The sequence below is a fragment of the Stutzerimonas sp. 21-1 genome (genome assembly GCF_056336065.1).
Genome location: NZ_CM150500.1, coordinates 2,986,032 through 3,009,218 on the forward strand (window position 1 = coordinate 2,986,032; position 23,187 = coordinate 3,009,218).

The window sequence follows — 23,187 nt, forward strand, 5'->3', positions numbered from 1 at the left end:
TCCTGCCTTGACGGAGGTGAACCATGTTTCAACGCACCTGGGACCCGCAACACCTGCTCCATCTGGCCAACGCGCTGATGTTCGGCGGCGTGCTGCTCCTGCTGCTGGGCGTCAGCGGCGCCTATCTGTTCGACCAGTGGCTGGGCCTGCCGCTGGTGGTCGCCTGCCACGCGCTGGTGATCCTCGGCCCCACCGCCTTGAAGATCGGTTACGTCATGCGCCTGCTCGCTCAGCGACAACTCGCCCTGGCGGCCTGACGCGGCGAAGTTATCCCTTTTAATTGCAACTACCGTTTCGTTGTAATTGCACGGCGCCATACGCACGAGCGATATAGGGAAAACCATTCGTCCGCCGCTCCTGAAACAGTGAAACTTCCATCGCAGCCCGGTCCTCTGAAACCATGAAGGCTGATGAATCTCTCTCATTGGCCGTTTCCAAAGTCTCTATCCAACTGAGGAGAAAAAGACATGGCAAATAACAACCCGGGCAACTTCGCCAACGATCGAGAGAAAGCATCCGAAGCCGGCCGCAAAGGCGGGCACAACAGCGGCGGCAACTTCGCCAACGACCGCGAGAAGGCGTCCGAGGCAGGCCGCAAGGGTGGCCAGAACAGCCACGGCGGTGGCCGCAGTAGCTGACAAAGCTGCCGACCGCGGTAGTAAAAAAGGCAAGAGTTTCGGCTCTTGCCTTTTTTATTGCCTGCAATTTAACCACCCCAAACTATCAATATTTATTGATGGCGCTCGAATATTATTCGGCCAACAGTGCTACTCATAAAACTCACAACTTTTCGACAGAACAAAAAGCCGACAGCCGGTTGCACCGTATATCGCCCAGTTAATTAGCGCTTTTTGTTTCCACCGGCATCGTTCTTGCCAGATGCCGTTCCGAGCGGCAAGGTGCATGGCACCGCAGCCAGGAACGCAACCGTGAACAATCCCGCCATCATCCAGAGTCTGCTGGACACCGACTTCTACAAACTGACGATGATGCAGGCCGTGCTGCATCACTACCCCAACGCCGAGGTGGAGTGGGCATTCCGCTGCCGCTCGGAGGAAGACCTCAGCCCGTATCTTGGCGCGGTACGCGAACAGATCGAGGCGCTTGCCGAGCTGGCGATGAGCGCCGAGGAACTGGCCTTCCTCGAACGCGTCCCCTACATGCAGCCGGACTTCATCCGCTTTCTCGGCCTGTTTCGCTTCGACCTGCGTTACGTGCGCCTGGAGGTCGAAGCGGGCGAGCTGGTGATCCACCTGCGCGGCCCGTGGCTGCACGTGATCCTCTTCGAGGTGCCGCTGCTGGCGATCATCAGCGAGGTGCGCAATCGCGTCCGTTATCCGCAGGTGGGGCCGGAGCAGGCGCTCGAACGGCTGGACGCCAAGTGTGCCTGGCTGCGCGAGCAAGCCACGGTCGAGGAACTGGCCGAGTTCAAGCTGGCGGATTTCGGCACCCGCCGGCGCTTTTCCTATGCGGTGCAGACCGCGGTGGTCGAACGCCTCGCACAAACGTTCCCCGGCGACTTCGTCGGTACCAGCAACGTGCACCTGGCGCGAACGCTCGATCTGCGGCCGATGGGCACGATGGCACACGAATGGATCATGGCGCACCAGCAGCTCGGCCCGCGGCTGATCGACAGCCAGCGCGCGGCACTGGACTGCTGGGTGCGTGAATATCGTGGCGCACTGGGGATCGCGCTGACCGACTGCATCACCATGGACGCCTTCCTGCGCGACTTCGATCTGTACTTCGCCAAGCTATTCGATGGCCTGCGCCATGATTCGGGCGACCCGCTGATCTGGGCGGAGAAAGCCATCGCCCATTACCAAAGCCTGGGCATCGACCCGCGCAGCCGCCAGCTGGTGTTTTCCGACGGCCTGGACTTTCCCCGGGCGCTGGCGATCCTGCGGGCGCTAGCCGGGCGCTGCCGGCCGAGCTTCGGCATCGGCACCGGGCTGACCTGCGACATCGCCGGCGTGGAGCCCACCAACATGGTGATCAAGATGACGGCATGCAACGGCCAGCCGGTGGCGAAGATTTCCGACTCGCCGGGCAAGACCCTGTGCCGCGACCCAGCGTTCGTCAGCTACCTGCGACATGTCTTCGCGGTCGCCGACACCTCGCCCGCCAAAGCCGGGAGTTAGCCCTCCAGCACCGCCGCCACGGGCTGACCCATCGTGTATTCGGCATGGCCGTGCAGGCGGTTGCGGCCGCCGGACTTGGCCTGGTACATGCGCTGGTCGGCGATCTCCAGCAGCTGGCGGTAGTCCTCGGCGACGTCCGCCAGGCGCTCGGAAAGACCGATGCTGGCGGTCAACGGCTGGCCATCCGGGCGTACGCCCAGGCCGTTACCGGCGAGCCGGGCGAGCGCCCGGTGCGCCTGCTGCAGGTCGGTGTCCGGCATGATCAGCAGGAACTCCTCGCCACCCCAGCGCACCAGGCTGTCGGAGCCACGCAGCGTCGCCACCAGGCTGCGCGCGGCATCGCGCAGCACGGCATCGCCGGCCTCGTGGCCGTAGTTGTCGTTGATCGCCTTGAAGTGATCCAGATCGATGAAGGCCAGCGCCAGCGGGCTACCGGTGCGCTGCGCCGAGTCCCACTGCAGGCGCAGGATTTCCTCGCCGCTGCCGCGCGAGAAGATGCCGGTCAGCGGATCGCGGATGGCCTGGCGCACCAGCGCGATCATGAAGGCCAGCTGGCTCATGCCCGCCAGGCTGGCAACGCCGGCGATCAGGATCAGCAGCCAGAAGGCACCGGCGAACGACGGCCAGTTCAACGTCGCCCAGCTCAGGTAGCCGGCCAGCGCCTGCGCCATCAGCAACAGCATGCCGAGCACCAGGCTTTCCACCAGCGTCAACGGGAAGATCGTCAGTCCCGCCATCAGCACGAACGGCAGGAACGCATAGCCGGCACCGACCACCGCCGAGAACTGCGCCAGCTGGTAGGAACCCAGCAGCGTGTGCGAGGCGATGTAGAACACCGTCGGGATGGCGAAGAGGATCGCGATGGCCCGGTAGGCGTCGAACAGGTTGCCGCTCGGCCGGTAGAACAGCAGCAGCCAGGTGAACGCCAGACACGCCAACAGGCGAAAACCCGCCAACCGCGCCCACAGCGGCGTGTCGAAGACCAGCAGGTCGATGATGCTCCACAGCGGCGTGAGCACGGCGAAGAGAAAGGCGAACAGCCGCACGCGGTCGACGATCATCATCGCGCGGCGCTGGCAGAGCAGCATGGGATGGCCGACCGGCGTCAACAGGTGGCGCAGCTCGCTGCTTTTCAGCTCGCTGGGCAGCAGCGTGGTCAGACGTGAGCGAAGCAGATCGATCAGTGCAGTCATTGTTGTTCTATCCACGGCAGGGAACACGCGTTCAGCCCCGGCCATTGCCGCACCCTGTGAAATCCCTGGGTTGCGCATGATGGCTTCCGGCCAGCAGCGCGATCCTAGCGGAGCGGGGAATCGATTCATTGAGCCAGGGCAAGAACCAGAGGGGTTTTCGTGCACCTGTCGCGCTGTCCGTCTTTCGGGCGACAGCCGGTCCCGACGAATCGCCCTTTTGTGCGCTGTCGCCGTCGCTCCGCCGTGGCTAGCTTGAACGGGCGCCCGAGCGCGCAGCAGAACAACAACAAGAAGGGAGACACCCGATGCATTCGACGACAAGACCGCTGGCCGCGCTGCTGCTGGCCATCCTTGCCAGCAGCGCCGCAGCCGCCGACGGCCCGTTCAGCCAGTTCATCAACTTCGGCGACTCGCTCAGCGATGCCGGCAACTTCCCCGACGTCGGCAGCCCGCTGCTGGGCAGCAACCCGACCGGTGGTTTGCGCTTCACCAACCGCACCGGCCCGACCTATGGCGACAACAACGTCGAATACGGTGGTCAAGTCGCCACCCAGCTGCTGGCCGAGCGTCTGGGGCTGACTTCGCTGCCCTCCACGCCACTGCTGCCGCAATTGTTGACCGGCAACCCGGACGGCACCAACTACGCCGTCGGCGGCTACCGCACCGACCAGATCCTCGATTCCATCACCGGCACCTCGACGGTAGCCACCGGCGGCCTGAGCCGCTCGCGTCCCGGCTACCTGGTCGAGAACCCGCAGGCCGACCCGAATGCGCTGTACTACCTCAACGGCGGCGCCAACGACATCTTCCAGCTCGGCAGCCGGCCGATCACCATGGCTGCCGCGGCCGGCGACCTGGTGGCCGGCGTCAGCGCGCTGGCCGAAGCCGGTGCGCGTTACATCATCGTCTCCGATCTGCCCGACGTCGGCAGCACCCCGCTCGGCACCTTCACTGACAGCGTCCAGCTCAATGCGCTCAGCGACCAGTACAACGCCGAACTCGAGGCACAGCTGCGCGGCTCCGGCGCCAACTACGTGCTGCTCAACAGCCGTCTATTGCTGGAAGAAGTACGCGCGGACCTGGCGCAATTCGGCTTCGCCGCCGACATCAACCAGAACGCCGTGTGCTTCTCCGGCGACAGCTGTCTGGCCGACCCGACCTATGGCCGCACCGGCAGCGCCCCCGACTCGGATCGCCTGCTGTTCAACGATGCCGTGCACCCGACCACCGCGCTGCATCGCATCAGCGCCGACTACCTGTATTCGATCGTCGCGGCGCCCTGGGAGATCTCGCGCCTGCCGGAGATGGGCCAGGCGGCGCTGCGCGCGCAGCTGCAACAGCTCGATCAGGATTTGATGGCCCAGCGCGGCCGCTGGCAGCCCGTCGGCGAATGGCGCATCCAGGCCGGCGGCGGCTATCGCAGCCCGGACTTCGACGGCTACGGCAGTGGCGACGGCGACAGCCAGTCGCTGTCGCTGAGCCTGTCCCACCGCCTAAGCGAGCAATGGCTGGCCGGCCTCAGCCTGGCGATCGGAGAGAACGACATCAGCCTCGGCGCTGGCGAATCCGACTACGACATGCGCAGCTACCTGGCGACCGCCTTTGCCCGTTACGAGCAGGATCGCCTGTTCGCCGATTTCACCCTCAGCGGCGGCCATCTGGATTACCACGATCTGCAACGGCGCTTTGCGCTGGGCATCAGCGAGCGCGTCGAAAAGGGTTCCACCGACGGGCAGGTCTGGGCACTCGGCAGCAAGGTCGGCTTCAACCTGATGCAGCCGCAGGATGCGATGCAGTTCGGCCCCTTCATCGGTGCGAACTACCAGCGCGTGGAGGTGGACGGCTATAGCGAGCACGGCGAGCGTTCCACCGCGATGACCTTCGCCGATCAGGAGCGCGACTCGCTGCGCTTGTCGCTCGGTCTGTTCGGCGATCTGGCCCTGAGCGAGCGCACCCGCGTGTACGGCGAAGTGGCTCGTGAAGTGGAGCGTGAAGACGAGGATCCGGAAGACCTGCGCATGTCGCTCAACAGCGTGCCCGGCAACAGCTTCGAGCTACCCGGCGCGGTGCCGAGCGGCGACCAGACGCGCTTCAGTGTCGGCCTGACGCATCAGCTGGCCACTGATCTGGCGCTGCGGGCCAACTACCACTATCGCGGCAACGACAACCGCGATCACGGCCTGAACCTGTCGCTCAGCTGGGATCTGTAAGCCGTTCGGGGCAACCCTTGCGGTTGCCCCTGCTCGCCGTCAGCGCGCGTCGAGCTGGCCCTGCAGGTTGGCGATCTGGCTCTGCAGTGTGGTGATGTTGCGGGTGACCTGAGCACGGAAGGCATCGAATTCGGCCGTGTTGGAGCTGGCCGCCGGACGGTTCTCCAGTTCGCTGCGCAACACCAGCAGGTCCTGTTCGAGGCGGCTGATCGCCTGGCTCGGGTTGCCGCGCTGCTGCAGAGCGGCAACATCCTTGCCCAGCGCATCGACGCGACTACGCAGCTGGTCCTGCGTGCCCAGCGCCGTTTTCAGCGCGGCCTGTTCGCTGCCCAGCGTCTTGAGGTCCGCGGCCAGCGTCGCGCCCGTCTGTTGCTGGGTGCGCAGCTCGCCATCCAGCCCGTCGAGACGCTTACCCTGCTCCTGGAGACGCTGATCCTGATTGCCCTGCTTACCGGCCAGACTCTGCTGCTCGGTGGCGAAAGCCTGCTGCTTGCGGGTCAGCTCGATCACTTGTTGTTCGAGCTGCTTGATGCGCAGCTTCACCGCCTCGCTTTCCGTGGTGACGTTGGACTCGGTCGCCACGACCTTGCCGGAAATGTCGCGCAGGCGGCCCGCGGCGTCTTCGCTGATCCGCGCGAAGCTGTCCTGAGTGGCCACTAGCTGCATCTCCAGCGCCGCCATGCGCTGGAAGCTCCACCAGACGAACGCGCCGAGGCAGACCGCGAGCACCACCACCAGCACCCACAGCGGCGCGGTACTGCCCGCGCGACGCTTCTGCCGCGCGCGCCCGGTTTCGCCACGCTCGACGGCAGGCTTGTGGAGCGGCTCCAGATCCGGCGCCGGATAGGGCTCTTCGCGATCCCGGGCCGCAGAGAGGCTGGGGATATGGTCCAGTTCGTCGTGAGCATCGTTGCGCATGGGATACCTTCCAGGATGGCGCGAAGCAAAAAAACAGCGCGCAGTATAACGATTCGGTCATGCCACAGCAGGCACGGCGGCGCGGTGGCACTGCACCGTCACGAGGCAGCGCGCACCGGCGCTGCGCACGGCTGCAAGGGCCAGCCCCGACGGGTGCACCAAACGTGGCGCTCACCAGCAGCCCGACCCGCATGGCACGCGCCTGCCGGTGCGGTCGCGCGGAAAAATGAGGATGAAACGGCAAGCTGGTACGCCGCTTGCTCATACCTTCCTGCCAGCGGATCGACGCCTGCCGACACGGATGTCGGACCCACACTCCGGCCAGGCAAACAACGCAGATCACGCGCCGTAGGCGAGCCCCGCTCGCTTCATTCGCCTGCCGGCCGCGCTACCGCCCGGCCGCAAACGGCATGAACCAGCCGATGGTTGCGGGTGGTTCTGCGACAGCCTGCCAGGCGCGCGATCTCACTCGGTCACCAACCAGCGTCCGGCACAACGCAACAGGTGACGGGTCAGTTCATCCAGCAGCGCGCCGCCGTTGCGCCAGTGATGCCAGTACAGCGGCACATCGATGGGCGGGCCGGACAGCACATCGACCAGTTCGCCACGCGCAAGTTCGCCGCGCACCTGCAACTGCGGCACCAACCCCCAGCCAAGCCCGCTCTGCAGCATCCGCACGAAGCCTTCGGACGACGGACACAGATGGTGGATGAAGCCGTCCGTACCGCCGATGGAAGCCATGTAGCGATGCTGCAGGCGGTCATCGGGGCCGAACACGATGGCCGGCGCGCGCGCCAGCGTCTCGGCGCTCGGCTGGCTGCCGAGGTAGCGCCGCTGGAATGCCGGGCTGGCCAGCGCGCGGTAACGCATCGCACCCAGATACTGACTGCGTGCACCGGCCAGCGGTCGCTCGGCCGCGCAGACACAGCCGGCCACCTCGCCCGCACGCATGCGCTTCAAGCCGACCGCCTGGTCCTCCACCACATGATCGAGCAGCACCGCATGCTCGGTGCAGAACGGCGCGACGGCCTCGGCCCACCAGGTCGCCAGGCTGTCGGCATTGAGCGCGATGCGCAGTCGCTCGGGCAGACGATTCTCATCCAGCGTCGGCACCTGGCCCTGCAGGTCACGCTCCAGCAGACGCACCTGCTGCACATGGTTGAGCAGCCGCTGGCCCAGCTCGGTCGGCCGGGGCGGCGCGCCGCGCAGCAGTACCGGCTGGCCGACCCGCGCTTCGAGCAGCTTGATGCGCTGCGACACCGCCGATTGCGACAGGCCGAGCACCGCGGCGGCGCGCTCGAAACCGGCCTGCTCGACCACCGCAGCCAGCGCGGCGAGCAGCTTGTAATCGAACATCTGTTTTCCTAATGAGGGTTAACGAAGATTCGTTTCTCTTATATTCCTCCTCCCCCCAGACTGCCAGCCTGAACTTCGACAAGGCGGCAAGCATGGGAACCCTCTGGAGCAGTTACCTGAACGGGCTGGCGGTCACCGCCGGACTGATCGTCGCCATCGGCGCGCAGAACGCCTTCGTCCTCGCGCAGAGCCTGCGCCGCGAGCATCACCTGCCGGTCGCCGCCCTCTGCGTGCTCTGCGATGCGATCCTGATCAGCCTCGGTGTATTCGGCCTGGCGGCGATCCTGGCGCAGAATCCGACGCTGCTGGCGATCACCCGCTGGGGCGGCGTGGCCTTCCTGCTGTGGTACGGCATCGCGGCGCTACGCCGTGCCGTGCGGCCGCAGGCACTGCAGCAACAAGGCAACGGCGAACGGCGCTCGCGGCGCACGGTGCTGCTCGCCGCGCTGGCGGTGACCCTGCTCAATCCGCACGTCTATCTCGACACGGTGCTGCTGATCGGCTCGCTCGGTGCGCAGCAGCCGGCACCCGGTGCCTACACGCTGGGCGCGGCGAGCGCGTCGATGCTGTGGTTCCTCGCCCTCGCCCTCGGCGGCGCCTGGCTCGCGCCGTGGCTGGCACGCCCGCTGACCTGGCGGCTGATCGACGTCGGCGTCGCCGCAATGATGTTCGCCGTGGCGCTGCAACTGGCCGTACCCGACTGAACGGCTAGTCGCGGTCAACGGAAGGAACGACCCCGCCGCAGCGGGGTCCACGCATGGCGACTCCCGCGCGGGCGCGCATCGAAAGCTGCGCCGCAAGGGCCCGGAGCAGGTTTGCCCACACAGTTGCCGCGTGGTTTTGCCGCAGGGTGGGTGCTATGATCCGGCGTTCGCGGGTTGAGCTTCAGCCCGCCAGTCCGGCCGACCGTGAACGGCCAGAGTTCGCGCAAAGATCGCGGTGCGCGAAGGGAGAACAGCCGAGACGAACAGTGTGCGAACAGCATTCGCCTCTGTCCCTACAGCAGCTGCCCCACGCCCGCCGCATCATGTCCTCGACACCTGAGTAGGAGATACATCATGGCTTTCGAATTGCCGCCGCTGCCGTACGCTAAGAATGCTCTCGAGCCGCACATGTCCGCCGAAACCCTGGACTACCACCACGACAAGCACCACGCTGCCTACGTGACCAACCTGAACAACCTGGTTCCGGGCACCGAGTTCGAAGGCAAGGACCTGGAAAGCATCATCAAGTCCTCCTCGGGCGGCATCTTCAACAACGCGGCTCAAGTCTGGAACCACACCTTCTTCTGGAACTGCCTGGCGCCCAACGCCGGCGGCCAGCCGAGCGGCGCACTGGCTGACGCCATCAATGCCTCCTTCGGCTCCTTCGACAAGTTCAAGGAAGAGTTCACCAAGACCGCCATCGGCACCTTCGGCTCCGGCTGGGCCTGGCTGGTGAAGAAGTCCGACGGCAGCCTGGGCCTGGCCAGCACCATCGGCGCCGGCAACCCGATGACCGCAGGCGACAAGCCGCTGCTGACCTGCGACGTGTGGGAACACGCCTACTACATCGACTACCGCAACGCCCGTCCGAAGTTCGTCGAAGCGTTCTGGAACCTGGTCAACTGGGATTTCGTCGCGAAAAACTTCGCCGGCTGATCTAGCCGCTCCGGCTGTCCGTGCACGCCTGCGAGCCGGACAGCCAGGCCAGTCACCAGAAAAATGCCCGCTTCGTCAGTTGCGGGCATTTTTCGTTCAAGCCCGGCAGAACCCGGCCGATGTGACACAGGTAGCGCAAGCATCGCCCGAGCATGCCGTGCGCGCTGCGAGGCATGCCCGACCTTAGCGTCATAGTTCGATCACAAGGTTTTTTGACGACACCGCCATGACTATCAATACTTGCGCAACCAAGCACCGGCACGGAAAAGGGATCTTCTCTTGAAGCTGGAATTGCGCAATAGCCTGTCACGAAGACTCCTGCGAGTGGTTCTGCTGTCCGCACTGGCCGTGGGGCTGGTTCTCAGCTGTGCGCAGATCATCTTCGGGGCCTACAAGACCCGCCATCTCATCGCCGACGATGCGCAACGTATCCTGCGCATGACGCGCGACCCCTCGACGCAGGCGATCTACAGCCTCGACCGGGAAATGGGCAGCCAGGTGATGGAAGGCCTGTTCCAGCACGAATCCATCCGCGAAGCCTCGATCGGCCATGCCGGCGAGGAAGTGCTGGCACACAAGTCGCGTCCGCTGCTGACGCTGTCATCGCGCTGGCTGACCGATCCGATCCTCGGCCGCGATCAGCAGTTCTCCATTCCGCTGATCGGCCGCGAACCGTACAACGAGCACTATGGCGACCTGCGCATCACCCTCGACACCGCCCGCTATGGCCAGGAATTCATCAGCGACTCGGTGGTAATCGCCATCATCGGCGTCCTGCGCGCGCTGACCCTTGGCCTGGTGCTGTTCCTCATCTACGAATGGCTGCTGACGCGCCCACTGACCAAGCTGATCGAGCACCTGGCGCGCATCAATCCCGACCGCCCCGGCGCGCACAAACTACCGCTAATCAAGGGCCACGAACGCAACGAACTAGGCCTCTGGGTCGAGACCGCCAACGGTCTGCTCGCCGCCATCGAACACAACATGCAACTGCGCCAGCAGGCCGAGAGCAGCCTGCAGCACATGACGCAGTACGACCCCCTCACCGGCCTGCCCAACCGCCAACAGCTGCAGCGCCAGCTCGATCACATCCTCGAGGAAGCACGCCGCCTGCAACGACGCGTCGCGGTGCTCTGCCTCGGGCTGGACGACTTCAAGGGCATCAACGAGCAGTTCAGCTATCGCACCGGTGACCACCTGCTGCTGGCGCTGGCCGACCGTTTGCGCTCGCTGGGCGGTCGGCTGGACGCCCTGGCACGCCTGGGCGGCGATCAGTTCGTGCTGGTCCTCTCGGGAATCGAGCAGCCCTACGAGGCCGCCGAACTGGCGCAGACCCTGCTGGATGACCTGGAAACGCCGCTGGAAGTGGACGGCCAGCGTATCCGTCTGCACGGCACCATCGGCGTCACGCTGTACCCGGAAGACGGCGGCGACACCGAGAAGCTGTTGCAGAAGGCCGAGCAGACCATGACGCTGGCCAAGAACCGCTCGCGCAACCGCTACCAGTTCTATGTCGCCAGCATCGACAGCGAAATGCGCGCGCGTCGCGAGCTGGAGAAGGACCTCGGCGAGGCGCTGGCGCACGGCGAGTTCTTCCTCGTCTACCAGCCGCAGGTGGATTACCAGCGGAACTGCATCACCGGTGTCGAAGCGCTGCTGCGCTGGAAACACCAGGGCAAGCTGGTGCCGCCCGACCTGTTCATCCCGGTGGCCGAGCAGAACGGCAGCATCATCCCGATCGGCGCCTGGGTGCTCGACCAGGCCTGCCGCCAGCTGCAGGAATGGCGTGGGCTCGGCTTCACCGGCCTGCGCATGGCCGTCAACCTGTCGACCGTCCAGCTGCACCACAGCGGCCTGCCGCAGATGATCAGCGACCTGCTGCAGAGGCATCAGCTACCGGCCGAAACCCTGGAGCTGGAAGTCACCGAAACCGGGCTGATGGAGGATATCCAGGCGGCCCGGCACAACCTGCTGAGCCTGCGGCGATCCGGTGCGCTGATCGCCATCGACGACTTCGGCACCGGCTATTCCTCGCTCAGCTACCTCAGGAGCCTGCCGCTGGACAAGATCAAGATCGACAAGAGCTTCGTTCAGGACATCGGCCAGGACGAGGGCGCCACCATCGTTCGCGCGGTCATTCAGCTGGGTCGCAGCCTGGGCATGACGGTCATCGCCGAAGGCGTGGAGACGCCGGAGCAGGAAGCCTATCTGATCGCCGAAGGTTGCGAGGAAGGCCAGGGTTATTACTACAGCAAGCCACTGCAGGCGCGGGAAATGGCCGCGCTGCTGGAACAATCCCGCCACGTCGGCCAGGCAGTCAACTCAGCACCGCTGTGACCCAGCGTTGCACCGCCCATCTACCGGCCAGCCACCTGGCCTTTGCCGAGACACCGATGAAACGCTTCGTACTGCTCGATACTGCCGAGATCCCCGATAACGGCGGCGCGCTGTGCCTGTTCGAATATGGCGAGGACTTCGTCATCAAGATCCAGGGTGGCAGCGGCAACCAGCTGATGAACAGCCGCACCCACGGCTCGGAAGACTCACTGGCAGAAATCCCCTGCCGCCGGCTGCAGGCCCGCCAGCAGCCGCGCGTGCTGATCGGTGGTCTGGGCATGGGCTTCACCCTGGCGTCGGCACTCCGCCACCTGGGCAGCGATGCCGAGGTGAACGTCGCCGAATTGGTTCCGGGGGTCATCGAATGGAACCGCGGCCCGCTCGGCGAGAAAGCCGGCAACCCACTGCGCGACCCGCGTACGCGCGTGCTCAACGAGGACGTCGCCGGCGTGCTGAAACGTCAACCGCAAGGCTTCGACGCCATCATGCTGGATGTCGACAACGGCCCCGAGGGGCTCACGCAGAAGAGCAACAGCTGGCTCTACTCGACCGACGGGCTCGCCAATTGTGCCCGCGCCCTGCGCCCCGGCGGCATCCTCGCCGTGTGGTCGGCCAGCGCCGATCGCGGTTTTTCGCAACGCCTGGCCAGGGCCGGCTTCAAGGCCGAGGAAGTCCAGGTATTCGCCCACGGCAACCGCGGCACCCGGCACACTATCTGGATTTGCGAGAAGCTCAGGGCTTGAACAACGCTACCAGTGGCTGACGCCCAGCTGGGCGGCCAGCCACAGCGCACCGCCGAGGCAGGCCAGTGCGCCGGCCGCGGCCTGCCAGTAGAAGCGCCGGGCGAGCACCTCCTCGCCGTGGCTGGAGAGCACGAACGGCTGCGCCTGCTGCGGACGCGTCAGGTGAGCGGTGGCCGGCGCGCTGCTCGCGGTGCGGTGGCGGTCCTCCGCCTCCAGCCCGGCTGCCAGCCTGACGTGGCGCCACTCCTGCTCGTCGAGCTGGCCATCGCCATTGCGGTCGAAACGCTGCAGCAGGCCGGCAAAATCGCCTTTCCACTGGCGGATCACCTCCGCCTGCGCCTGCTCCTGGTCGAGCCCCTGACGGCCACCACCGACGGTACGAAACTCACCGATGGCATAGAGCGGCTCACCCGCGTGCAAGCGCTCCTCGACGTAGCGGTACTGCCGACCGCCGTTCAGCCAATCCAGCCAGCCGTGCGCCGGCAGCCCGCGCGGATGGCGCTGATCTCCGGTCCAGACACGGCGCCAGGCCGGCAGTACTTCGGCGCCGCGCGGATCGATCAGGCACTCGCCGCTGGCATCCGCCAGGCGCAGCCAGGCTTCGCTGGTGTCGCGCTCGATCACCCGCCAGCTGCGCCGCTCGCCGGTCCCGCCGTATTCCTCGATGCGGTAGCGCCACCACAGACACGGCTGGCCGCTCAACGGTGCCGTCAGCGGAGTCGCGCCGCTCTCACGCAGAACGCCGACCAGTTCCACATACCCCTGCGCAGCCGAACGAATGCGCGAGGTCGGCGTGTCCTGCAGATGGCGAATCCGCGACCAGCGACTCACCCATACCCAGCCGCCCGCCACGCACAGCCCAGCGGCTGCGACGAAGGCGAGCAACGTAGCGAAATCCACGCGAATCAGCCGAACAGGGCACGCAGATCGACATCGGCCTTCTGCGCCTCGTCGAACTGCAGCAGCGCAGCCGGGCCGAAGGCGAACGCACGTGCCAGCAGCACGTCCGGAAACTGCTCGATGCGCACGTTGTTCAGGTTGACGGCCTCGTTGTACAGCTCGCGCCGATCGGCGATACCGCTTTCCAGCCCGCTGATGCGCTGCTGCAGGTGACGAAAGCTCTCATCGGCCTTGAGCTGCGGGTAGTTCTCGGCGAGCGCGAACAACTGGCCGAGACCGGCGCGCAGGCCCGTTTCTGCCGCCCCGAGCGCGGCGATGTCACCCTGTGCGCGCGCGTCGGCCACCGCGCCGCGCGCACGGATCACCCGCTCGAGCGTGCTGCGCTCGTGTTGCATGTACTGCTTGCAGGCCTCAACCAGCTTGGGCAGCTCCTCGTGGCGCTGGCGCAGCAGCACGTCGATGTTCGCCCAGGCCTTGCCGACCCCGTGCTTGAGGCGCACCAGGCCGTTGTAGAGGGTCACCGCATAGGCGACGACGAGGAACGTCAGCACTGCCACAACTACGAGCGTCAGGTTCATCTGGGCTTCTCCATGAAAGTCCGGCGATTCAAAAGTGCCAGCATTCTATCGGCCAGCGCCATTTCGAAGAGAGAGCCGGCGCACGCATTGCCTTTGCACAAAATGCAAATCTTTCGCATTATTAAAGGCCGTCACGGCGGTGCAGGCGTCGCCAGCCGGATCGATCATCGTTCGAACGCAAAAAGGAACCCGCTCATGCTACGCACCCCCACCTGGGCCACCGCGACCTTGCTGGCCGTTGCCGTCTCTCTTGCCGGCTGCGGCGAGGACCAGAAAACCACCGAGCAGGCCGCCACTGCGCCGGCTACCAGCCAGGCCCAGCCCGCCGCGAGCGCACCGAAACTGGACGAACAGGCCGCCAAAGCGGTGGTCAGCCACTACGCCGACCTCGCCCTGGCAGTGTTCAGCGACGCCCATGCCACCGGCATCAAGCTGCAGCAGGCCGTGGACGCGCTGCTCGCCAACCCCAGCGATGCCACCCTGCAGGCAGCCAGGGACGCCTGGCTGGCAGCACGCGTGCCCTACATGCAGACCGAAGTATTCCGCTTCGGCAACAGCGTGGTCGATGACTGGGAAGGCCAGCTCAACGCCTGGCCGCTGGACGAGGGCCTGATCGACTACGTCAAGGGCGATTATCAGCATGCCCTCGGCAACCCCGGCGCGACCGCCAACATCATCGCTAACCGCGAAGTGCAGGTCGGCGAAGACAAGCTCGACGTCAGCGAAATCACCGGCGAGAAACTGGCCAGCCTGAACGAACTGGCCGGTTCCGAAGCCAACGTCGCCACCGGCTACCACGCCATCGAATTCCTGCTCTGGGGCCAGGACCTCAACGGCAGCAACCCCGGTGCCGGCCAGCGCCCGGCCAGTGACTTCATCAACGGCGAAGGCTGCACCGGCGGCAACTGCGACCGTCGCCGCACCTACCTGAAGGCCGTCACCGACCTGCTGGTCAGCGATCTGGCCGAGATGGTCGGGCAGTGGCAGGCCGGCGTCGCCGATAACTACCGCGCGACCCTGGAAGCCGAGCCGGCCCAGAACGGCGTACGCAAGATGCTGTTCGGCATGGGCAGCCTCTCGCTCGGCGAGCTGGCCGGCGAACGCATGAAGGTGGCGCTGGAGGCCAACTCCACCGAAGACGAGCACGACTGCTTCAGCGACAACACCCACAACTCGCACTTCTACAACGCCAAGGGCATCCGCAACATCTACCTGGGCGAGTACCAGCGCGTGGATGGCAGCACCCTCAAGGGCGCGAGCCTGGCTTCGCTGGTGCAGGCGGTCGATCCGCAAGTCGACAGCACCTTGAAGACCGACCTGGAAACCACCGAAGCCAAGCTGCAGGTACTGGTGCAGAGTGCCGCGGACGGCGAAGCGTTCGACCAGTTGATCGCCGCGGACAACAACGCCGGCCAGGAAAAAGTCCGTGCGGCCATCGCCGCCCTGGTCAAGCAGACCGCCGCCATCGAGCAGGCTGCCGCCACACTGGGGATCAGCGATCTCAACCCGGATACCGCCGATCACCAGTTCTGATCGGTGTAGCGCGGGCACGGCATCAGGCCGTGTCCGCACCTCCCGCCTCGGCGCACATCACGCAATCGCCTCCCACCCAAATGAAAATACCTCTTATTCGAAGCCGGTCGGACTGGTAAGCTGGCGCCCCGCTTTTTTCTGCACGCCGGTAGCCTGATGCGCCTCTCGCTTCGTATTTCCGCCCTCGCACTGCTGATGCTCGGCCTGCCTGGCTGCGACGAAGCGCCACGCTTCGAGCATGCCGAACCCGGCGAAGCGCTGTCGGCTGGCAGTGCGACCGTGATGAAATTCGACCAGAACGCTTTCTCCCAGCCGTCGGCGAGCCTGTCGCCGCTGCGTCGCCTGGACTTCAGCGTCGGCAACAGCTTCTTCCGTAATCCCTGGGTCATCGCACCCGCCTCAACCACTGCACGCGACGGCCTCGGCCCGCTGTTCAACACCAACGCCTGCCAGAACTGCCACATCAAGGATGGCCGCGGCCATCCGCCGGAAAGCGACAGCGACAACGCGGTATCGCTGCTGGTCCGCCTGTCGATTCCCGCTGGCGCCGAGCATGCGCAGGTGTTGCGCGAGCGCGGTATCGCCCCGGAGCCGGTCTACGGCGGCCAGCTGCAGGACATGGCCATCCCCGGGGTGGCGCCGGAAGGCCGGGTTCGCCTGAATTACAGCACCCAGCGCGTACGCTTCGCCGACGGCGAGGAGGTGGAACTGCGCAAGCCCGAACTGCGCCTGAGTGAACTGGGTTACGGCGTGCTGCATCCGCAAACGCAGTTTTCCGTACGGATCGCACCTCCAATGATCGGTCTCGGCCTGCTCGAGGCGATCCCGCAGGACGCGCTGCTGGCCAACGCCGACCCGGGCGACCGCGATGGCGACGGCATCTCCGGGCGCGCCAACCGCGTCTTCGACCAAGTCAGCCGGCAGACCGTGATCGGCCGTTTCGGCTGGAAGGCCGGCCAGCCGAACCTCAACCAGCAGAACGCCGACGCCTTCTTCAACGACATGGGCCTGACCAGTCGACTGTTCAGCGGCAGCAGCTGCACCGAGCGACAGCGTGAATGCCTCGCCCTGCCGCATGGCGGCGAGCTGGAAGTGAGCGACCCGATCCTCGCCCAGGTGCTGTTCTACACGCGCAACCTCGGCGTGCCGGCGCGCCGCGATGTGGACGCCCCCGAGGTGCTGGCCGGCAAGACGCTGTTCCACCGTGCCGGCTGCCAGAAATGCCACACGCCAAAGTTCACCACCGGCGCCGACGCCGCCGAGCCGGAGCTGGCCAATCAGTTGATCCGCCCCTACAGCGACCTGCTGCTGCACGACATGGGCGACGGCCTGGCCGACAATCGCCCCGAGTTCGAGGCCAGCGGCCGCGAATGGCGCACGCCGCCGCTGTGGGGCATTGGGCTGACCGCTACCGTCGGCGGCGTGACGCGCCTGCTGCACGACGGCCGTGCCCGCACGCTGCTCGAAGCCGTGCTCTGGCATGGCGGCGAAGCCGAGACGGCACGCCAGACGGTACTGACCTTCGATGCCCGGGAACGCGCCGCGCTGCTGCGCTTTCTCGAATCACTCTGACAACGCGGCCCGCATGCCTTCGCGCCCCGCGTACCCCGGCTCGCCGAAGCCGCAACCGATTGCCCACGAGGACGCCATGAACTCCCATCGCACCCTGCGCACGACTGCCGCCCTGCTCACCGGCCTGCTGCTCGGCGCCTGCGCGCCAGCCGAGCCGTTCGGCGCAACCAGCCAGGCACTGACCGACAACGTGCTGCTGCCGGCCTACACCCAGTGGGCGGAGAGCGATCGACGCCTGGCAGCCAGCGCAACGGCGTTCTGCGCCGGCGAGCAGACGCTGGACGAGGCGCGCGCTGCCTTCATCGAGGCGCAACGCAGCTGGGCCGGCCTGCAGCCTTTGATGGTCGGGCCGCTGGCCGAAGGCAACCGCGCCTGGCAGGTGCAGTTCTGGCCGGACAAGAAGAACCTCGTGGCCCGGCAGGTCGGCGCGTTGCTCGACAGCAAACCGCAACTGACCCAGGCCGATCTGGAGAATGCCAGCGTGGTCGTGCAGGGGCTCAGTGCCTATGAATACCTGCTGTTCGACACCGGCATCGTCCTCGACGACGCTGGCAAGTCGCGCTACTGCCCGCTGCTGACTGCCATCGGCGCGCATCAGCAGCAACTCTCCGCCGACGTGCTGCAGCAGTGGCAGGACGCGGACGGCATGGCTGCACAGCTCAAGACATTTCCCAGCGAGCGCTATGCCGAATCGCGCGAGGCCATCGCCGAGCTGCTGCGCGCGCAGATCAACGGACTCGACGGGCTGAAGAAGAAACTCGGTGCGCCGCTCGGCCGGCAGACCAAGGGACAGCCGCAGCCCTATCAGGCCGAGGCCTGGCGCAGCGGTGCGACGCTGGCCAGCTTCGCGGCCACGCTCGCCAGCGCTGAGCAGCTGTGGAGCGGCGCCAAGGCGGACGGCCTGCGTTCGCTGCTCGGCGACGAGCACGCCGGGCTGGCGCAGCGCATCGACCAGGGTTACGCCGAGCTGAACCGGCAACTGGCCGCCCTCGATCAGCCGTTCGCCACCCTGCTCGCCGACAGCACAGGGCGTGAGCAGCTGAACGCGCTGTACCAGCAGCTCGACCAGGTGCATCGCCTGCATCAGAGCGAACTGGCCCGCGCGCTGGGCATTCAGATCGGCTTCAACGCCCACGACGGAGACTGAGCATGCAGCGCCGCACCTTCATCGGCCTCGGCAGCGCCCTGCTCGCCGCCGGCGCGCTCGGCGGTTGGGCCATCGCCCGGCATGACGACGGCCCGCGCCTCTACTCCGCCCGCGACGATGCCGATGGCCGGCACTATGCGGTCGGCTATCGCCTCGATGGCACCCGCGTATTCGCCACGCCGGTCGCCGAGCGTTGCCATGACGTCTACGCGCATCCGCACCTGCCGCTGGTGGTGTTCGTCGGCCGCCGACCGAGCCGCGAGAGCTACCTGCTCGACAGCCGCGACGGCAGCCTGCTGCAAGTGCTGGCCTCGCCGCCGGAACGCCACTTCTATGGCCACGGCGTGTTCCACGCCAGCGGCGAATGGTTCTACACCACCGAGAACGACACGCGCGATCCGGGGCGCGGCGTGCTCGGCGTCTATCGCGTCGATCAGCAGCGCCTGCAGCGGGTTGGCGAACACTCGACGCACGGCATCGGCCCGCACCAGCTGCTGTGGATGCCGGACGGCGAAACCCTGGTGATCGCCAACGGCGGCATCCGCACCGAAGCCGACAGCCGCGAGAAGATGAACCTCGATGCCATGCAGCCGAGCCTGGTCCTGCTGCGGCGCGATGGCACGCTGATCAGCAAGGAGCAGCTCCCCGAGCAGATGAACAGCGTGCGCCACCTCGCCGTCGCGGCCGATGGCACCATCGTCTCCGGCCAGCAGTACGAAGGCGACCCGCAAGACCGCGTGCCGCTGCTGGCGATCAAGCGGCCGGGCCAGCCCTTCCAACACTTCCCGCTGGGCGAGGCGCAGCGCCAGAGCATGAACCAGTACACCGCGAGCCTGGCGATTCACGACGAACTGCGCCTGCTGGCGGTAACCGCGCCGCGCGGCAACAAGGTGTTCGTCTGGGACCTGGACAGCGCGCAGCTGCGCGAGGAGATCGCGCTGGCCGACTGCGCCGGGATCGCGGCGATCGAGCGGGGCTTCGTCGTCAGTTCAGGCCAGAGTCGCTGCCGGTTGCTCGATTGCCGCGGCGAACGCATCCGCAGCGAACCGCTGCAACTGCCCGCAGGGCTCTGGGACAATCATTTGCGGGCGATCTGAGCTCAAGTTTCAAGGCATGCAGCCGATATAAGGGGCGCTCGTTTTTCCCTCCACCGAGACGCCCCTTCCATGCTCAAGAAATCGTTGCGCGCGCAAATTCTCGCCCTGATCGGCGGCAGCCTGCTGTTGCTGCTGGTGATCGCCCTGCTCTGCATTCAGCAACTGTCCCACCACGTCGAACATTTCGGCGATCTGCTCGACGGACCGCTGAGCGAATCGCAGCTGGTCGACGAGGCGAACCTGGAATTCAAGATTCAGGTGCAGGAATGGAAGAACGTCCTGTTGCGCGGCAAGAATCCCGAGCAGCGCAACAAATACTGGGCGCAGTTCCAGGCGCAGGAGCGCAAGGTGCAAGAGCTGCTCGGTCAGCTGCAACGTGTTAGCGCGCAGAGCTCGCCGCTGTCGGGCCAGATCGCGCGTCTGCAGAACGAGCACCGTCTGCTCGGCGAGGCTTATCGCAAGGGCTTTGACGCCTTCGTCGCTGCCGATGCCGACCCGACCGCAGGCGATGCTGCGGTGGCCGGCATCGACCGCGCCGCCAGTGCGCAGATGAGCGAGCTGGTCGGCCAGTTGCGCCAGACCGCCGCCCGGCAATCCACTGAAATCCGCGAGGGCGCCGGCTCCGCCGCGCTCACCGGCGTGCTGGTGATGCTGCTTGCCAGTGCGCTGGTAGGGCTGCTCAGCCTGTGGCTGGTCAATCGCAACATCATCGAACCGACCCGCTCGCTGATCGAACACATCGCCCGCCTCAGCCAGGGCCAGTTCGCCAATCGCGTGGACGCCTCACGAGCCGACGAACTCGGCCGGCTGGCGGTGGCCGCCAACACGCTGCGCGACTTCCTCGCCGACACCTTCAACAACCTGCAGCAGAGCGCCGCCAATCTGGATAGCGCCAGCGGCGAGCTGAATGCGATCTCAACGCTGATGGCGCAGGGCGCGAGCGAGCAGTTCTCGCGTACCGATCAGGTCGCCACCGCGATGCACGAGATGTCCGCCACTTCCCAGGAAGTCGCCCGCCACGCCGGCGATGCGGCGCACGCCGCCGATGCCGCCGATCACGCCGCGCAGCAGGGCGAGGCGGTCATGCAGTCGACGATCCAAAGCATCACCGCCATTCGCAGCGAAATCACCAGCACTGCCGAAGTGGTCCGCCGCCTGGAAGGCGACAGCGAGCGCATCGGCAAGGTACTGGAAGTGATTCGCGGCATCGCCGATCAGACCAACCTGCTGGCGCTCAACGCGGCAATCGAAGCCGCCCGCGCGGGTGAAGCCGGACGCGGCTTCGCCGTGGTCGCCGACGAGGTTCGCACGCTGGCCCAGCGCACCGCCGAATCGACGGCCGAGATCCACCAGATCATCGACTCGGTCCAGACCGGTGCGGTGAACGCCGTACGCGCCATCGAAAGCGGCCAGCAGCGCAGCGAACAGGGCGTGGAGCAGGTCACCGAAGCCGGACGGATGCTGCAGAACATCACCGAAGCGGTCGAAGCCATCCGCGACATGAACCGCCAGATCGCCACGGCGGCCGAAGAGCAGACCGCGGTGGCCGAGGACATCTCGCGCAACCTCACCGAGATCACCTCGATCGCCACCACCAATCAGCAGCACGTCGAGCGCACCCAGGCGGCCAGCCAGAACCTGCACAGCCTCTCACTGCAGCTGAGCGACGTCACCCGCCGCCTAGCCGGCTGACCGCAAGCCTACTCAAGGCGCCGCCATGGCGCCGTTCAGGCGGGCACTCAACGCCCACCCAGGCTCTGCGAGAGTCCGTAGAGCAACAGCAGCAGGTCGCCATCCGGCTGCAACGCCAGTTGTTGCGCCCGGGCTGCCGCCGCTGGCAACGGGCAGAAGTCGCGGCTCTCGCTGCTGCGTATCACGTTGGCCGTCGGTTCGCTCCAGGCCGCGCCGCACAACGAGGCGACGGTCAGCGCGCTGGCGAGGAACACTCCTCGAGCAATTTCCAGCTTCATCGCGCAAGCCCTTGATCTGAGGGAAGTCTACTGACCGTAGTACAGCCTCGGAGAGCCATCGCGCTTTGCGACAGACGGTCAGCGCGGCGGTGGCATGCCACTTTTCTCATCCGAAAATCCCGCGCAATAAAAAACCCCGCACGAGGCGGGGTTTTTCTTTTACAGCGAAGGGGCCGGTCGGCTTACATCATGCCGCCCATGCCACCCATGCCGCCCATATCCGGCATGGCCGGGGCCGGCTTGTCTTCCACGATCTCGGCAACCATCGCTTCGGTGGTGACCATCAGGCCGCCAATGGAAGAGGCAGCCTGCAGCGCGGAACGGGTGACCTTGGCCGGATCGAGGATACCCATCTCGATCATGTCGCCGTAGGTGTCGGAAGCGGCGTTGAAGCCGTAGTTACCCGAACCTTGCTTGACCTTGTCGACCACCACGCTCGGCTCGCCACCGGCGTTGGCAACGATCTGACGCAGCGGAGCCTCGACGGCGCGACGCAGCAGCGCGATGCCGACGTTCTGGTCTTCGTTGTCGCCCTTGAGCTCGGAGATGGCCTGCAGAGCGCGCACCAGGGCAACGCCACCTCCAGGAACCACGCCTTCTTCGACGGCTGCACGGGTCGCATGCAGGGCGTCTTCAACGCGGGCCTTCTTCTCTTTCATTTCGACTTCGGTGCCAGCACCGACCTTGATCACGGCAACACCGCCGGCCAGCTTGGCCAGACGCTCTTGCAGCTTCTCTTTGTCGTAGTCGGAAGTGGTGTCTTCGACCTGCTTGCGGATCTGGGCAACGCGGGCTTCGATGTCCGCCTGGGCGCCAGCGCCGTCGATGATGGTGGTGTTTTCCTTGTTCAGCACGACGCGCTTGGCGTTACCCAGGTGCTCCAGGGTAGCGGTTTCCAGGCTCAGGCCGACTTCTTCGGAAATCACGGTACCGCCGGTCAGGATGGCGATGTCCTGCAGCATGGCCTTGCGGCGATCGCCGAAGCCCGGGGCCTTAACTGCAGCAACCTTGACGATGCCGCGCATGTTGTTGACCACCAGGGTAGCCAGGGCTTCGCCTTCGACGTCTTCGGCAACGATCAGCAGCGGACGACCGGACTTGGCAACGGCTTCCAGCACCGGCAGCAGTTCACGGATGTTGCTGATCTTCTTGTCGACCAGCAGCAGCAGCGGGCTGTCCAGCTCGGCGACCATGGTGTCCGGCTTGTTGATGAAGTACGGCGACAGGTAGCCGCGGTCGAACTGCATGCCTTCGACGACGGACAGTTCGTTCTCCAGACCCGAACCTTCTTCGACGGTGATCACGCCTTCCTTGCCTACGCGCTCCATGGCTTCGGCGATGATGTCACCGATGGAGGAGTCGGAGTTGGCGGAGATGGTGCCGACCTGGGCGATGGCCTTGGAGTCGGTGCACGGCTTGGCCAGGTTCTTCAGCTCGGCGACGATGGCGATGGTGGCCTTGTCGATGCCGCGCTTCAGGTCCATCGGGTTCATGCCGGCAGCGACGGCCTTCAGGCCTTCGTTGACGATGGCCTGAGCCAGCACGGTAGCGGTGGTGGTGCCGTCACCGGCCTCGTCGTTGGCCTTGGACGCAACGTCCTTGACCAGCTGAGCGCCCATGTTCTCGAAGCGGTCCTTCAGCTCGATTTCCTTGGCGACGGAAACACCGTCCTTGGTGATGGTCGGAGCACCGAAGCTCTTCTCCAGCACGACGTTGCGGCCTTTCGGGCCGAGGGTCGCCTTGACAGCGTCAGCCAGGACGTTCACGCCAACCAGCATCTTCTTGCGTGCGGAATCGCCGAATTTGACTTCTTTAGCAGCCATGTTGATTGATCCTCAATTCTTGAATTATC

Annotated in this window: 20 protein-coding genes; 13 read left to right on the forward strand and 7 right to left on the reverse strand. The window is 65.9% G+C overall.

The genetic code is table 11. From position 1 onward, the window contains the following. The first annotated feature begins 23 nt into the window (after positions 1-23). From AC0ZJQ_RS14535 to pncB, 3 genes are all read left to right on the forward strand, one after another. A complete protein-coding gene (locus AC0ZJQ_RS14535) occupies positions 24-257 on the forward strand; it encodes a hypothetical protein (protein ID WP_314019635.1) in 234 nt (77 codons plus the stop codon). A 210-nt stretch (positions 258-467) separates the two neighbouring features. After that, positions 468-638: a con-10 family general stress protein gene (locus AC0ZJQ_RS14540; protein WP_003290130.1), complete on the forward strand. Its 171-nt coding sequence runs from the start codon at positions 468-470 to the stop codon at positions 636-638. 348 nt (positions 639-986) lie between these two features. Then, a complete protein-coding gene (pncB, locus tag AC0ZJQ_RS14545) occupies positions 987-2,141 on the forward strand; it encodes a nicotinate phosphoribosyltransferase (RefSeq protein WP_232249207.1) in 1,155 nt (384 codons plus the stop codon). On the opposite strand, the gene AC0ZJQ_RS14550 is transcribed toward pncB, so the two are convergent. Then, positions 2,138-3,334 (reverse strand): GGDEF domain-containing protein, encoded by a 1,197-nt coding sequence (locus AC0ZJQ_RS14550; RefSeq protein ID WP_102828732.1) that lies wholly within the window; start codon positions 3,332-3,334, stop codon positions 2,138-2,140. The two genes, pncB and AC0ZJQ_RS14550, sit on opposite strands and share 4 nt — an antisense overlap. Before the next feature lie 305 nt (positions 3,335-3,639). Between AC0ZJQ_RS14550 and AC0ZJQ_RS14555 the strand changes: the two genes are divergently transcribed. After that, entirely contained in the window at positions 3,640-5,544 is a 1,905-nt protein-coding gene (locus AC0ZJQ_RS14555; RefSeq protein WP_476476841.1) for an autotransporter domain-containing protein, read from the forward strand. Between the two features lie 39 nt (positions 5,545-5,583). Here AC0ZJQ_RS14555 and AC0ZJQ_RS14560 read toward each other — a convergent pair whose 3' ends face one another. Together AC0ZJQ_RS14560 and AC0ZJQ_RS14565 are read right to left on the reverse strand one after the other, a co-directional pair. Then, complete coding sequence (locus AC0ZJQ_RS14560; RefSeq protein ID WP_138300311.1) at positions 5,584-6,462, reverse strand: ATPase; 879 nt, start codon at positions 6,460-6,462, stop codon at positions 5,584-5,586. A gap of 465 nt (positions 6,463-6,927) precedes the next feature. After that, positions 6,928-7,818, reverse strand: coding sequence for a LysR family transcriptional regulator ArgP (locus AC0ZJQ_RS14565; protein ID WP_155550196.1), 891 nt, complete (start codon positions 7,816-7,818; stop codon positions 6,928-6,930). Between the two features lie 92 nt (positions 7,819-7,910). On the opposite strand from AC0ZJQ_RS14565, the gene AC0ZJQ_RS14570 reads away from it, so the two are divergent. The 4 genes from AC0ZJQ_RS14570 (at position 7,911) to AC0ZJQ_RS14585 (ending at position 12,538) form a co-directional block, all read left to right on the forward strand. Next, positions 7,911-8,522, forward strand: a complete 612-nt coding sequence (locus AC0ZJQ_RS14570; protein WP_213661720.1) for a LysE/ArgO family amino acid transporter — start codon at positions 7,911-7,913, stop codon at positions 8,520-8,522. A 354-nt stretch (positions 8,523-8,876) separates the two neighbouring features. Further along, complete coding sequence (locus AC0ZJQ_RS14575; RefSeq protein ID WP_008567714.1) at positions 8,877-9,458, forward strand: superoxide dismutase; 582 nt, start codon at positions 8,877-8,879, stop codon at positions 9,456-9,458. Positions 9,459-9,737: 279 nt separating this feature from the next. Beyond that, entirely contained in the window at positions 9,738-11,795 is a 2,058-nt protein-coding gene (locus tag AC0ZJQ_RS14580; protein WP_476476842.1) for a putative bifunctional diguanylate cyclase/phosphodiesterase, read from the forward strand. A 56-nt stretch (positions 11,796-11,851) separates the two neighbouring features. Beyond that, entirely contained in the window at positions 11,852-12,538 is a 687-nt protein-coding gene (locus AC0ZJQ_RS14585) for a spermidine synthase (RefSeq protein WP_008567716.1), read from the forward strand. A gap of 6 nt (positions 12,539-12,544) precedes the next feature. Here the strand turns inward: AC0ZJQ_RS14585 and AC0ZJQ_RS14590 are convergent, their stop codons facing one another. Both AC0ZJQ_RS14590 and AC0ZJQ_RS14595 read right to left on the reverse strand, forming a co-directional pair. After that, positions 12,545-13,438, reverse strand: a complete 894-nt coding sequence (locus tag AC0ZJQ_RS14590; protein ID WP_165595341.1) for a GIDE domain-containing protein — start codon at positions 13,436-13,438, stop codon at positions 12,545-12,547. A 5-nt stretch (positions 13,439-13,443) separates the two neighbouring features. Next, positions 13,444-14,016, reverse strand: coding sequence for a LemA family protein (locus AC0ZJQ_RS14595; protein WP_008567718.1), 573 nt, complete (start codon positions 14,014-14,016; stop codon positions 13,444-13,446). A gap of 195 nt (positions 14,017-14,211) precedes the next feature. Here AC0ZJQ_RS14595 and AC0ZJQ_RS14600 point away from each other — a divergent pair, with 195 nt between their 5' ends. From AC0ZJQ_RS14600 to AC0ZJQ_RS14620, 5 genes are all read left to right on the forward strand, one after another. Beyond that, on the forward strand, positions 14,212-15,549 hold the full coding sequence (locus tag AC0ZJQ_RS14600) for an imelysin family protein (protein WP_165595340.1): 1,338 nt from the start codon (positions 14,212-14,214) through the stop codon (positions 15,547-15,549). A 156-nt stretch (positions 15,550-15,705) separates the two neighbouring features. Next, complete coding sequence (locus AC0ZJQ_RS14605; RefSeq protein ID WP_165595339.1) at positions 15,706-17,121, forward strand: di-heme oxidoreductase family protein; 1,416 nt, start codon at positions 15,706-15,708, stop codon at positions 17,119-17,121. Between the two features lie 76 nt (positions 17,122-17,197). Next, the gene (locus AC0ZJQ_RS14610) at positions 17,198-18,268 is read left to right on the forward strand and encodes an imelysin family protein (RefSeq protein ID WP_155550190.1); all 1,071 of its coding nucleotides are present in this window, start codon (positions 17,198-17,200) and stop codon (positions 18,266-18,268) included. A gap of 2 nt (positions 18,269-18,270) precedes the next feature. Then, entirely contained in the window at positions 18,271-19,365 is a 1,095-nt protein-coding gene (locus AC0ZJQ_RS14615) for a DUF1513 domain-containing protein (RefSeq protein WP_476476843.1), read from the forward strand. A gap of 69 nt (positions 19,366-19,434) precedes the next feature. Beyond that, complete coding sequence (locus AC0ZJQ_RS14620) at positions 19,435-21,057, forward strand: methyl-accepting chemotaxis protein (RefSeq protein ID WP_476476844.1); 1,623 nt, start codon at positions 19,435-19,437, stop codon at positions 21,055-21,057. A 47-nt stretch (positions 21,058-21,104) separates the two neighbouring features. On the opposite strand, the gene AC0ZJQ_RS14625 is transcribed toward AC0ZJQ_RS14620, so the two are convergent. After that, positions 21,105-21,335: a hypothetical protein gene (locus AC0ZJQ_RS14625; protein ID WP_102828721.1), complete on the reverse strand. Its 231-nt coding sequence runs from the start codon at positions 21,333-21,335 to the stop codon at positions 21,105-21,107. Between the two features lie 182 nt (positions 21,336-21,517). Further along, entirely contained in the window at positions 21,518-23,158 is a 1,641-nt protein-coding gene (gene groL, locus AC0ZJQ_RS14630) for a chaperonin GroEL (protein WP_155550187.1), read from the reverse strand. Between the last annotated feature and the right edge of the window lie 29 nt (positions 23,159-23,187).